Origin of the sequence: Streptomyces sp. CBMA123 (assembly GCF_014596465.1) — a bacterium.
Lineage (GTDB): Bacteria > Actinomycetota > Actinomycetes > Streptomycetales > Streptomycetaceae > Kitasatospora.
The window spans coordinates 15831-28364 of the sequence record NZ_MECK01000346.1; the positions used below are offsets into that span (position 1 = coordinate 15831).

At 71.7% G+C, this 12534-nt stretch carries 9 protein-coding genes; 3 read left to right on the forward strand and 6 right to left on the reverse strand.

Translation table 11 applies throughout. From position 1 onward, the window contains the following. Positions 1 to 2: 2 nt before the first annotated feature. Positions 3 to 317: a trypco2 family protein gene (locus tag BG452_RS30000; RefSeq protein WP_188307495.1), complete on the reverse strand. Its 315-nt coding sequence runs from the start codon at positions 315 to 317 to the stop codon at positions 3 to 5. 118 nt (positions 318 to 435) lie between these two features. Continuing rightward, the gene (locus tag BG452_RS30005) at positions 436 to 792 is read right to left on the reverse strand and encodes a DUF402 domain-containing protein (RefSeq protein WP_188307496.1); all 357 of its coding nucleotides are present in this window, start codon (positions 790 to 792) and stop codon (positions 436 to 438) included. Positions 793 to 1009: 217 nt separating this feature from the next. Here BG452_RS30005 and BG452_RS46120 point away from each other — a divergent pair, with 217 nt between their 5' ends. The 3 genes from BG452_RS46120 to BG452_RS30015 all read left to right on the forward strand — a co-directional run bounded on the left by BG452_RS46120 (position 1010) and on the right by BG452_RS30015 (position 4347). Further along, on the forward strand, positions 1010 to 2062 hold the full coding sequence (locus BG452_RS46120) for a hypothetical protein (protein WP_223242924.1): 1053 nt from the start codon (positions 1010 to 1012) through the stop codon (positions 2060 to 2062). Between the two features lie 29 nt (positions 2063 to 2091). After that, complete coding sequence (locus BG452_RS46125) at positions 2092 to 2808, forward strand: HAD family hydrolase (protein WP_317621289.1); 717 nt, start codon at positions 2092 to 2094, stop codon at positions 2806 to 2808. 483 nt (positions 2809 to 3291) lie between these two features. Continuing rightward, complete coding sequence (locus tag BG452_RS30015; RefSeq protein ID WP_188307498.1) at positions 3292 to 4347, forward strand: hypothetical protein; 1056 nt, start codon at positions 3292 to 3294, stop codon at positions 4345 to 4347. On the opposite strand, the gene BG452_RS30020 is transcribed toward BG452_RS30015, so the two are convergent. From BG452_RS30020 to BG452_RS30035, 4 genes are read right to left on the reverse strand one after another with little or no spacing between them, the layout of a single operon-like run. Continuing rightward, positions 4342 to 5730, reverse strand: coding sequence for a hypothetical protein (locus tag BG452_RS30020; RefSeq protein ID WP_188307499.1), 1389 nt, complete (start codon positions 5728 to 5730; stop codon positions 4342 to 4344). The genes BG452_RS30015 and BG452_RS30020 overlap by 6 nt on opposite strands. A 4-nt stretch (positions 5731 to 5734) precedes the next feature. Further along, positions 5735 to 6217, reverse strand: coding sequence for a hypothetical protein (locus BG452_RS30025; protein WP_188307500.1), 483 nt, complete (start codon positions 6215 to 6217; stop codon positions 5735 to 5737). Next, entirely contained in the window at positions 6214 to 10266 is a 4053-nt protein-coding gene (locus BG452_RS30030) for a discoidin domain-containing protein (protein WP_188307501.1), read from the reverse strand. Before BG452_RS30030 ends, BG452_RS30025 begins: the two co-directional genes overlap by 4 nt. Next, positions 10263 to 12527, reverse strand: coding sequence for a hypothetical protein (locus tag BG452_RS30035; RefSeq protein ID WP_188307502.1), 2265 nt, complete (start codon positions 12525 to 12527; stop codon positions 10263 to 10265). The genes BG452_RS30030 and BG452_RS30035 overlap by 4 nt, the downstream gene beginning before the upstream one ends. Positions 12528 to 12534: the final 7 nt, after the last annotated feature.

The following is a 12534-nucleotide window of genomic DNA, read 5'->3' on the forward strand; positions in this document are numbered from 1 at the left end:
TGTCACCCGAGTTCGGGATCGGTCCACTGGGAGGCGACCTCTGCGGCCCGCCCGGTCGTGGTGTCGGTCGGCTGTAAGACGAGCTTGATCCGCTGGCCCAAACCGTGGGCCAGCTCGCCCCTCGCCCCGGCCGACACGATGCCCCACCGCAGGCCCCCGTCTGCCGATCCGGTCCGCTTGAGCTCCACCTGGAACTCCAGCTCGATCTGGCCCAGCTCGAACCGGAGCCGCTTCCCGTCGCCCTCGGCCGTTGCCGCGTCCAGTTCAGCGCGCAACTGCTGGATCGCCTCAGCAAGACCGGTCCATGCCGCGTCCACGTTCCTCCCCCGATGCAGAACGTTCCCATTGTCGGCCTTCACCGCTCCGGCCGAGTGATACCCGTCGCCGTCCCACTGCAACACAACGGTACTGCTGCATAGAGCTTTTGACATCACCTCACATAATGTCGGAACCCGCTCCGGCGCCCAGCAGAGACGAAGGCAGGTCGGGGGCGACGACCCGGTCCAGGCACAGGTCGAGTGTGTCGATGCCGACACCGGCGCGGCGCCGGCACGGCTCCTCGAAGTTCACGTACCAGCACAGCCGCCCCTTCGTGACCGATCCTGGAAGCAGTGCACCGAGAACCACTCCGATGCTTACCCGCCCGGCTCCGGCGGCCACCAACGAGGGCGGCAAGCTGCGCGCGGAGTTCGTCGAATGGAGGCAAGGGCTTCCGCCGGGCTGGGTGACGCCACCCCAGGCCTCGGCCGACCCGCCCAGCTCACCGCCCTCGGCAACGGCGTCGTACCCCAATTGGCGAAGCGGGCGTTGGAGTTGCTGGCCCCTCCGTTCCCGCACTGCCGTACCGCTTGAGGGGGCTTCTACCTGCTTTTCCCGGCCGTACCAAGTCCCGGAATCCGTGGACTCTTCTCCCCGCAGCCGCACCGAATCGAGGGGCTGTCATGCCCTGCGCATGCCCCGGTCCGGCGCGCCCGCGCGCCGCCGGCCGTACGACCGAAGGACCTTCTCCTTGAGCACCACCACCGACCGCGGCCCGGCTCAAGACAGCAGCAGTTACCGCGCTGTCCTGGGTGCGCCGCACGTCGCCCGCCTGCTCGGCGGCACCCCGATCGGCCGCCTTCCCACCGGCATGGCGCCGATCGCGATCCTGCTGCTGGCGCGCGCCGAGCACGGGCCGCTCGCCCTGGGCGGCCTGCGGCGGCCTGTACGGCCTGGCCTCCGCGCTCGGGCAGCCGCTGCTCGGTCGCCTGGTCGACCGCCACGGCCAGACCCGGGTCCTCGTCGCCGCCACGGCCACGGCGAGCACGGCGTTCCTGCTGCTGCCGTGCCCGCGAAGCCGGCGGCCAGCAGGGGTCCTGCGACGAACACCAGGCCCTGGGTGCTGCTGTCCAGTGAGAGCGCGCTGCGCTGGCGCCCGGCGTCCGGCAGCAGCACCGGCCACAACGTCACAGCCCAGCCCTCCCGTACCTGGCGACCTGCGGAGTTCACCGAGGCCATGCACTGGGCAGGTCCACTGCGGGTTCCGGGACTTCGGGTGCTGTTCGCCGCGCTGATCGGCACCGGTGTCGCGCTCGGCGCCGTCAACGTCTCGGCACTGTCCGCCGCCGAGCGCCACCACGCCGGGTGGCTGGCCGGGGTGATGCCGGCCGCGCTGTCCGTGGGCAGCATGCTCGGCGGCCTCGCCTACGGCCGCCACGCCTGGCCCGGCGCCCCCTCCCGGCATCTGGTCGCCGCCTCGATCGGCTTCGCGGCCGGATGGCTGCCGCTGTTGCCCGACCCCGCGCCCGCCGTCGCCGTCCTGGGCGCCGTACTGCCCGGCACCTTCCTCGCGCCGCTGCTGACCGCCGCGTTCCTCACCGTCGACCGACTCGCCCCGGAGGGCGAATCGACCGAGGCGTTCGCCTGGCTGATCGCCTGCATCGGCGTCGGCCAGGCCGCCGGCACCGCCCTGGCCTCGCTCGCCGACCCGGCCGGCCCGCTGCTCGTAGCCGCCGTCCCTCTCGCCGGGGCCGTCTTCGCGCTGTGGCTGCTGCGCCGCTTCAACGACCTCCTCTCCTCCTGACCGCCACGCTCATCTCGAAGGACACCACCGTGAACACCGCCCTCTTCGCCGCCGCAACTCCCTCCGCCCGCCTGCACGTTGTGTGGGACTGGAACGGAACGGTCAAGGACGACCACGTCGACGCGCTGAACGCGACCCTGCCCGCCCTCGGCGGCGAGGCGGTCGACCAGGAGACCTACCGGGCCAAGCACACCGTGCCGATCCCGAACTTCTACGCCCGCCTGCTCGGCCGCACCATCACCGAGCAGGAATGGATCACCAGCGACAACGCCTTCCTGGAACACCTGCGCGCCCAGCCGGTGCGGGTGCGCGGGGGCGCCGCCGAACTGATGGCCGCCTTGCGCGAGGCCGGCCACACACAGTCGCTGCTGTCGCTGTGCCCGCACGACACCCTCGTGCGCGAGGTCGAGCAGGCCGGCATCGGGCACTTCTTCACCCGGTTCGAGGGCCGCACCGGGCCCTCCGGCGGCACCAAGGCCGCCCCGCTCGCCGCGCACCTCGAAGCCCTCGGCCTCACCGGGCAGGCGCACCGGGTGCTGCTGGTGGGCGACGCCGTCGACGACGCGGACGACGCGCACGCCAACGGCGCGTACGCGGTGCTGCACACCGGCGGGCTGCACCACCCCGCCAAGCTCGCCGCCGCCGGCCACCCGCTCACCGGCACCCTCGCCGACGCCGTCGCCCTGGGCCTGCGCCTGCGCCTGCGCCTGATCCAGGACCGCGGCGCCCAACTGGCCTGCGCCTAGCACGAGTCGGCGGCCTGACCAAACCGTCTTTCCTGCGGATTCTGTCCCTCACCACCGCGCTTCAACGGCGCCCCGCCATGACCCGAAGAACGCCTTCCGACCTCGCCCTCCCCGTCCGTCCGAATCCCCTGGATGTGCCATCTCCGAGTCCGTCCCGCCGCCGGGCTCCTCCGAGCCCGAGCCGATCCGAATCGCCGACGAGGACCTCGACGACCTCGTCAGCGCCCTGACCCGCACCATGGCTGAGGTCCGCCAGCACGGCGTCATCCTCGACCGCCTCGGCTCCGAACCCGATGACGAGACCGGGGCCGGCCCCACGCAGCCGGACCCGGGAACCGGGGCCGAACCCGCCACCGCCCCACCGCTGTTCATCCTCGCCATGGGCGGCGCCCAGTACGCCGCTGAACTGGCCGAGCTCTCGGCCTGGGTCACCCACCTCCTGCTACCCGTCTACGGCCAGGAGATCGGCTCCACCCGCCCCTGGTGCGCGAAGGCGAGCGCAGCTTCATCATCGCCTTCGACAAGACGGCGACCTGGGGCTACCCCAACAAGGCCAACATCGTCTCCTTCGACGTCGACCGCGACAGCAGCCGAGGCGTGTTCAGCATGCACCGGGAACGGCACGTCACCTTCGCGTTCGCGCAGAACTGGCTCGTCAACCGCGGCTGCCCGCCGGACACGCTCGCACCGGTCCTCGGCGGCCCCAACCCCGCCGACGAGCTGTCCGTCCGGGTCGAGGACCGCATCCGGCGCTCGGGCGAGCGCCTGGAGGTCGCCGACTACCAGGTCATCGACGGGGCCGAGACCGAGGGCTGGAGCATCGCCGTCGACAGCGAGGCCAAGGAGCTGCCCGTCCGCCTGTTCATCGAGACGCTTCAGCCCGATCAGTGGATCTACACGGTGCGCGAGGGAGCTTTCCCGGACCACGCCGCCGCCGATGAGTGGCTGGAGAAGCGCTCCACCCCGCTGCCCGAACCGCCCGAGTACCGCCGCGACGCCCTGCGCACCCGCGCCGCCCTCGCCCGCAGCACCACCTCACCGGCCAACGCCGCCGCCGCGCCGGCGTCCGCGCCCGCAGCCGCCGCCGTCGAGCCCAGGCTCAACCCGCACCAGTGCGTCCACCGGCTCGGTGCGACCGTCTCCAAGCACCCGCACGACCTGGAACCGGTCACCGAGAGTCACGCGCAGGTTATCCCGCAAGGAAGCGATCCTGCATGCATGCTGCTGACCTGGGATTTCACGGAACTCCGGTCAGAGCCAAATTCAGAGAGCGCCATCAGCGTCGGGGAAGGCGGCAGGGAGGCTTCCGTTGCCCGAGGCGCGGGCGACGGCGCGGCCCTGCGCCATCAGATAGCAGTGCTGGGCCGCCAGCCGGGCGGGCAGCGAGTCCGGTTCGAATCAGGCGTTCCCGACAGTTCTGCTCAGCGGCCTGCCGCGCGGCCTGCGGCCCCGGATGCGGCTGCCGGTACGCACCATCTGACAATGCGCGACCGAAGACCCGCCCCCAACCGCGTCACCGACTCCCATTGCTCCTCATGAGGGAAGCGGTAGGCGCTGTCCACCAAAGCCATACCAGTCGACGAAAGCAGTCCCTTTCGAGCCGGACCACCTCAACTCCACCTTCCATCCCTTCGGAACGGAAAACGACTCGTGATTTCCGGCGACCACGACGAAAGTGCGACCTGAATTGCCGGGTCTCGTGATGCCGATCTGAAGGGTGCCCGAATTGGTCCTCACATCGAGGATCCCGTCAGTAGGCGCCGTAGCGACCTTGGGATAACCGTCGCTGGGCGCGTCCAGTCCGTGCCATCCCCATACGGAAGTTGTTCCTTGATTGGCGGTGAACGCGCCGTTGACACTGAGGGCACTGTTGGCAGCGAGGGAGCCACTGACGGCGGCACCGCCCGCGATGTCAACGATGCCGCTTTCAATCGTGAGCTTATCTGCGGGCGACTTGATGGTTTTCACGGTGAGCGTCTTACTTGAAGCAACTGTGACATCGCCGTTCGCGGCGAGGGCAGCGTCGAATTTTGCACCGCCATAGACGTTGAGGCCAGCAGTGTCCTTGATATCAAGGCGGCCCGTCTTCAGCCAGATATACCCATTATTCCCGGGGTCGACAGTGACGTTACCTTCGGCTGCCATGCTGGTGACGGCGATGTCGGGGGCGTTGATCTTGATGTAGGTGGTGAGGTAGCGGACTTCATTGCCCATTTTCGCTTCGAGGATGAAGCAGGAGTCGTCCACCAGATCCACCGGGCACTGCCAGCTGCCGTCCTTGGCCGTGGCCGATCCCTGGGTGCCGTCCGGCTTGCGGTAGTACATGGTGTACGCCGCGTGAGGGGTGCCCTCCCACTTGAGCGTGGGCTTGTTGCCGCGCTTGATGGCGACGGAGTCCGGGCGGAAGCTGTGCAGGTAGAACGAGTCGTCGCGCTTGTTGACCGTGCCCTTCCCGCTGCGCTCCTGGTACGGGCCCTCCGGTCCGGTGGCGGAGGTGGACTCCTCCCAGAGGATTTCGACCGCCCCGGCGCCACCGTTGACCTCGATGCCCCACAGCTTCAGCTCGACGCTCCAGGTTCCGTCGAACGCGGCGGGCTCGCCCGGCGGCGGCGAGCAGGTGAAGACGACCTGGTTGGGGTCCCGGGTGTCGGCCTCGACAGCCCACGGCAGCCTGCCTGCGGGAACGGTCAACTTATAGTGGATCAGGCTCGGTTCGCTGGTCAGGGCGGAGGCCTGACGGCCCGTGGGGATGCTGACCGTGAACGACTTGCAGTGCACTGGCCAGCTGCCACCGGACTTGACCCTGCCGTAGGTGAACGTCAGATCGGCGTACTCCGGCTTGGCGAAGGTGGAGACGTGGAGCGGGCTCGGGTTCTCCACCAGGGTTGGTGGGAGCAGCATGGGGGGCTTGGGGGTGGTCACGGTTCTATGCCTCCTGGGTGGTTGAGGTGGTGTTGCCCGTGCGGCGCTGCGGGCTGCCGTCGCCGGGGGCGGTGTCCTCGGTGATGTGGCTCCGGGTGCCGGGCCGGGTGCTGATGTCGAGGGTGAGGGCGAGGGTCCAGTTGCCGTCGAAGTGGGCGGGCTCGGCGGGCGTGAGGGTGAGGGTGGTGGCGGCTGGGTCGGTGGTGGTGGTTTCGACCAGCCACTGTCGCCCGCGGCCCGGGCCGCGTTCGAGGTCGAGCCGGGCGCGGTAGACCACGGGTTCGCCGCTTCGCGCCGCGGCGGGGTCGGCGTGCGGGAGGCTGACGGCGATCCGGGTGCACTGCACCGGCCAGCTGGTGCGGCCCTGCGGATCGTCGCCGATGGTGAGGCGCACGCGGTTGAGGGCCATCTCGCCCGGCTGCTGCGCCGTTGCCGGGGTGAGCTCCAGGCGGTAGGGCAGCAGGAGGGCGGAGTCGGGGCTGGTCACGGTGCGGTCCCTTCCTGGGTCGGCAGGACGACGGCGGCCGGCTGGAGTTGTAGGTAGCCCGAGCGGGCGACGGGCAGCGGCGCGTCGGGGTGGGAGAGGTGGTCGGCGTTGTGGATGAGGTGCTCGTCCCAGTCGGGCACCGGCTGGCCGGGGGCGGTGCCGTCCACGGGGAGCGGTTCGGCCCAGGTCCAGTCGCCGTGCCAGGCTGCGGGGCGGGGCATGACGAGGGACTTGTCCGGTGGTTGGGCCTGCACGCTGAACTCGCGGACGGCGCAGGGCCCGGCGGCGGCCGCGGTGTGACGCAGGCGCAGGAACCGGGCGGTGAGTGGCGTCTGGGGCACGTAGTGGATCTCGCTCACCTGGGCGTAGCCGTGCAGCGCCGTCCACTCCTCGCCGTCATCTCCGCAGGCCTCCAGTTCGGTGGCTACGGGAGTGCCGGTGCCGTCCGGGCGGCCGAGCAGGATCGCGATGGCCTCCACCTGCCGTTCGGTGTGCAGGTCGAGCCGGACCCAGTCGCCGGCCGTCGGCGCATCGTCGCTCTCGTAGCGGGTGGTCGGGTCGCCGTCCGTCATGGCCGAGGCCGGGTTGCCGGGGGTGGCTTTGAGGGAGGCGGTGGCTGTCGGCGGGCCGAAGCGGTCCGGGGCGAGCAGCGGGTTGAGGCGGAAGGAGGCGCGGATGCGGGCGAGGGCCCGGTGTGTGGTGTCGGCGTCCACGGAGACCGAGGCGACGGGGAGGATGTCGGTGGTGGCGTGGACGGCGGTGTGGGGGCAGGCGAGCAGGGTGAGGTGGTGGGTGGCGGGGCGGTTGGCAGGACGGGCGGGCAGGGTGAGGTGGGTGCCCGCGTCGATCGGTGTGATGTAGGTGTTGGCCGGGCCGTTCGGGTCGACGGCGTGGAAGCGGTGGTAGCGGGTGGGCTGGTCGTGGTCGTCGGCGGCGAAGTAGCCGATGAGGCCGTCGGAGAGCCGGTCGGGGTCGCCCAGGCGCACGGTCCAGCGGTAGTCGGGGTAGCTCGCCGGCGGTGGGCTGAGGATCTGCCGCCAGCTCGGGTCGGTCAGCGGCTCCCCCATCAGGTCCAGGCTGAGCCGGGTGCGGATGAGGGCGAGGGGGCGGCCGATCAGCCGGACCGGGGAGCGGTCCTCGTCGGGCGCGGGTTCGAGGATGTGGTCGAGCGCGGTGTCGATCGTCTCGGCCAGTGCTTCGAAGGCCTCGGGGGTGTGGCTGAGCAGGCTCCGGGCGAAGGCGGCGAGGTGCGGGTAGGCGGCGGCGAAGTCGGCGTCGCCCGGGTGGCGGTAGGGGGCGTGCGGGAGCGCGTTCCAGGCCGTGGTGCGGGTGTTCCGGGCGTCGCGTACGACACGCAGTTCGCCCAGCGGTTCCCCGTCTGGGCCGTAGGCCAGCAGCGTCCGGTCGAGGTGGTTGGCCAGCAGCCAGCCGACCAACGGCGCTTCAGCGCCGGGGAGTTGTGCGGCATCACCGAATTCGGACAGCCCTGCGGGCGGCTGGTCGTCGCGCAGCGCGACGGTGTCCAGGCGGACCCGGGCCGGCTGGATGAGGCGGGGCGGCAGCTGAACGAAGCGCTGCGGGCCGGGCGGGTTCGGGAACAGGTCCTGGTCGGGCAGGACGCTGGGTGCGCGCATCGGCTGGAACTGGATGGGCTGGCTCTGGGTTGGCTGCACCAGGGAGCACACGCGTCCGAAGCGGTCGATGACGATCAGCTCGATGAAGTGGAACTGGCCTGCCCGAACGGGCTGGAAGCGCTCGGCGCCGTGGCCCTCGGCGCCGTCGGGGACGTGGTTGGTCTCGCCCGCCAGGGGCAGGACGGCGTGGTCGGTGACGGCCTGCGCGGCCCCGTCCAGCTGGATGAGCCAGTCGTGGAAGCCGTCCAGGGCCTGGGAGAGCACATCGATGCCGTCGAGTTCCGCACGCATGGCGCGCAGTCGGCCGGCGAGTTGTGGCGGGGCGTGCTCGGCGAGCCGGCGGGTCTGTTCGCGCAGCACGTACCGGGTGGCGGGGGTGAGGAAGGCGCGTCCGCCGAAGGCGTTCCAGCGCCGTCCGCCGTCGCCGTTGCCGGGCGCCGCGCCGGTGCCCTTCCAGCGGTAGCGGTAGCGGTCAGGGTCGGGGTCGCCGTCCCGGCCGCGGCCGAACTCCCAGTGGGGGGTGGTGTCCTGGCTCTGGTAGGGGGTGGCGCAGTGCTTGATCTCCCACTGGAGGTAGAGGGGGAGCCAGGGCTGGCGCCACACGCGGGTGTATTCGGGCCAGGGGCCTTCGGTGTGGCCGGCGGGGTCGGCGACGACGGCGTGCAGCGCGGTGCCGGTGCCGCCGGTGGCCGGGGTGCGCACGGCCTGGTCAAGCAGGGCGAACTCGGCGATCACGGACTTGATGACGCCCGGCAGTTCGGGCGTGTTGGCGGGCAGCAGCGGGTTGGCGGGTGCGGGCACCAGGGTGCCGTTGATCTTCACCTTGGTGAGGAGGCGTGAGGGTAGGCGGCAGGGCAGCGGGTCGTCCTCGTCGCGGGCGAGCGGCTGGGTGGTTCCTGTGCCGGTCAGGGCGAGGGCGGGGTCGGTGGGGCGGTGGTAGCCCTGCCGGGGTGTGCGCTTGAGCTCCAGCTCCTCGGGCAGCCGTTTGGTCTCGGCGTAGCGGTCGATCGCTGCCTGGGTCTCCTCGGGGGTGAGGCCGTGCGGGACCAGGCGGCTCAGCCGGGTGACCTCCGTGTCCAGCGCTGTCACGCGCGCGCGGGCTTCGACGGTCTTCTGCTCCCAGGCCCGCTCGTCGAAGCTGTAGTCGAGCGGGCGGCGCTTCTCCGGCAGGTTGGCCAGCCACCAGAGCGACCACAGCCGCCACTGTGCGGCGGCGAGCTGGTTGCGGGCCTGGTCGTAGTCGTTCTGGGCCCTGTTGAGGGCGGTGATCCAGTCCGGTTGTTCGGGCGGTGGGGCCTGGGTGTCCGACGTGTCGCTGGGCCGGTTGACGACCTGCCAGGTGGCGCCGCCCTCGTGGCCGCTGAACCAGGCGCGGCGGGTGATCTCGTCGAGGGAGTTCTGCCAGTCGGGGCCGTCGAGCTGGTCGGGGTTGCCGTGGAACAGCGCGCGGACCTGGTCGGCGAGCAGGGTGCCCGAGGCCTGGTGGTCGACGAGCGCCGCGACGGCGTCGGCGGTGCTGTGCCCGATCGCGACCTTGACGTCCTGGGTCTTGGGGCGGTCGGAGTCCGGGTGTCCGCCCTCGCGGTTCCAGGGGACACCGAGGGCGGTGCCGACGCAGCGGGTGCGGGTGATCGTGTCGGGCAGGCCGGCGGGGGCGGCCCAGCCCAGGGCCCGCAGCACGTCGGCCGCGTTGTCGGGGTCGGCGTCGGGGGGCAGCAGGCCCGTGATGTCGCGTGCGGTTGTGAGGATGTCGGCGCTGTCCTTGCTGTACCAGCCGATCACGCAGTAGCTGACGGTGCAGGGCGGTGGGTAGCTCTCGTTTTCCTTGAGGTCGGCGAGGGTGTCGTGGAAGAGGAAGACGTTCTCGTGGTACGGCGCGAAGGCGGCGAAGGCGGGCAGGCCGCTGCCGATGGCGGTCAGGAACAGCGGCCGGTCGGCCGGTTCCCGCCAGGGCCCGTCGCTCAAGGGGTGCACGCGGCCGATGTAGCAGTGGCGCGGCGCCTCACGTGTCGCCTCAGGGTCGACGAACGGCGTGAACGCCACCGCGGGCTCCTCGCCAGGCATCTGCAAGTAGTCGCTGTGCACCAGGAACCCGGCGGCCTTCATCGTGCCGCGCACCTCGGCGTAGCGCACCACGAGCCAGCGGTTGGGGACCAGGGGGAAGGCGCTGACACCGGTGGCCGGGTCGATCACGCCGGTGGCCAGGGCCTCGGGCAGCTGCCACTGCACGTGGATACCCTCGCCGGGGTTGCCCTCGGAGTACTGGATCGGCGGTTCGGCGTTGCTGCGGTGCTCCTTGGAGAAGGTCCACGGGTAGCGCGGGCTCCAGCGACGGAAGTCGTCGAACTCGCCCACGGCGCGGGTGGCCAGCAGGGCGTGGACCTCCACGGGGACGATCAGGTCGGTGTCGGTCATCGGGCGCTCTCCTGGCCGGGCGTCGCGTCGAGGGTCAGGCGCTGCTCGACGGGGGCGTTGACGAGTTGCAGGGCGAACTCCCCCGGCGCGAGGTCGCCGAGGGCGGGGTCGAGGGCGGCGGCGAGGGCGGGCACCAGGCCCCGGTCGCCGCGCAGGGCCAGGACGTCCGGGGCGTCGTCCCCCGCGCGTGGCCGCAGGTGGCGGGTGAGCAGGCCGCCGCCTGCGGGGTAGTCGCGGCGCAGCGGGTAGCCGAGGTTGTCGCCGGGGCGGTGGTCTCGCAGGTTGATGGCGCTGTTGTCGCCGGTGGTGCTGGTGCTGTCGATGCCGAAGTGGATGCCCTGGCCGGGCTCGCGGATGACGATCTCGTCGGGCAGGGCGTCCAGGAGCAGCAGCAGGGTGTCGGGGGCGGGGTGGTCGCGGCGCAGTTCGGTGACGGTCGCTCCGGCGGCGGTGGCGAGGATGTCGAACACCGGCCAGGCTTCTACGAGTTCGGAGCGGATCAGCAGCCCGGCCCGGTGTGCTTGCCCGGTTCGGGTGCGGGTTCGGCGGCTCTCCACGGCGGCGGTGAGCGCGGTGTCGACGAGTCGGTCCAGGGAGGTGTGGACGCCGATGTCGCGGGCTCCGGCGAGCAGTGCCTCGATCCAGTTCTCGTCGATGCGGAACAGCCGGATCGACTCGGGGGGAAGCATCGCGGGGTGCGGTACCAGGTAGTTGAACGGCACCCGGCGCAGCAGTGTCAGCTCGTCCAGCCAGGCCGGAAGGGCGCGGGTGTGCCGTTCGGCGGTGGCCTGCAGGGCCGCCCTCCGAGGCTCGGCGGTGAGCGCGGCACGGGCGGCCCGCTGGGTGAACCGGGTACGGCGGCCGCGGCCGGCGGCGGGGGCCTGGTCGGCCGGGACGAGCGGGCCGGCGAGCGCGGACAGCAGGTCGACGGCGAAGGTGGGGGCGGCGAGTTGCCCGAGGCTGCGCCCGTCCAGGTCGCCGGGGTCGGCGGCGGCGAGCACCGGATCGGCGGCCAGGGTCATCAATGTCGCAGCCGTGTTGGCCAGTTCGCGGCGCGCTCGGGTGATCTCCTCGCTGTAGTCCGGGTCGCTCAGGGCCAGGGCGCGACCCAGCGTCCACGCGGCGGCATAGGAGACGTCGAAGAGGCCGTGCTCCGGCTCGTAGATCAGCGCGTGGTCGGCGGTGGTCTTCGGCGTGTCGCGGGCGAAGTCCCGGGTCTCGGCGGCGATGACGGGTACGAACGGGCCCCGGTACCAGCCGTAGGTGGTCTCGCCCGACAGCAGCCGGTACGGCAGCGGGGTGTAGCCCAGGTGCAGGCGGCGGCGTGCGTACTGCTCGGCGTCCGGTGTGGAGCGTGCTGCCACGTTGCCGTTCGGGCGCAGGCGCAGAGTCAGGTTCTCACGGTCGGTGCGGGCGGGTGCCACGAGGTCGCCGAGCAGGGCTGCGGCGTCGCGGGTGCCGGCCGGGTCGCTGGTGAACGTCCACGAATGCAGCACGCACAGCCGCACCGCCCTGGTGCCGGTGGGGAGTTGGCCGGGGTCGAGGCGGTCGTTGAAGCCCTCCAGGGAGACCAGGTGCGCGGTGTAGGTGCCGGGCAGCCGGGGGAAGCGGTTGGCGGCCAGGACGGCGTACTGGCCCTCGGTCAGGATCTCTCCGTCGTCGCGTCGTTGCGGTCGGGTGGAGACGTCGCGGACGTGGGCGAGGTAGTGGAGTTCCTCCTCGCGTGGCACCAGCGCGGTGAACAGCTCGGCCGGGACGTCGATGCTCCGGCAGCGGCTCGCCTCGATCCCGGGGGTGATGCCGGTGTCGCTGAGGTCCGGCCCGAGGATGCCAGCTCCCGGGCGGCGCAGCTCGGCGATCGTGCGGCTGGTGCTCTGGCCCAGGCCCTCCGGGTCGTCGGGCAGTTCACCCGCGCGGAACACCATCAGCGTCAGCCACGGGGCCTGCTCGGGCACGGCCCGGGCCTTCAGCAGGCGCTCCCAGGGCAGGATGGAGCGGTCCAGAGTGATGTGCGGCAGGGTGCGGCTGAAGTCGCCGCTTGCTCCGTCGGCCGGGTAGTGGGCGTGCACGGACGAGGGGTCGAGGACGAAGCGCGCCGCGCGGATCTCGAACTGCTGTGTGGCGGTGGGAATGGCGGGCGTGTCAACGCGGGCGCCGTCCTTGGTCAGGCGGTGCTCCGCCGTGAGGGTGTAGACGCCGGCGGTGGCCAGCGGGCGGCGGTAGTCGTGGAAGGCGACGCGGAGGTCTTCGGTGCCGCTCAACGTCGGT

What these genes read in the sequence shown, in the direction of transcription:
- BG452_RS30030 (WP_188307501.1), bottom strand. Translation starts at nt 10,266, where the DNA reads ATGACCGACACCGACCTGATCGTCCCCGTGGAGGTCCACGCCCTGCTG.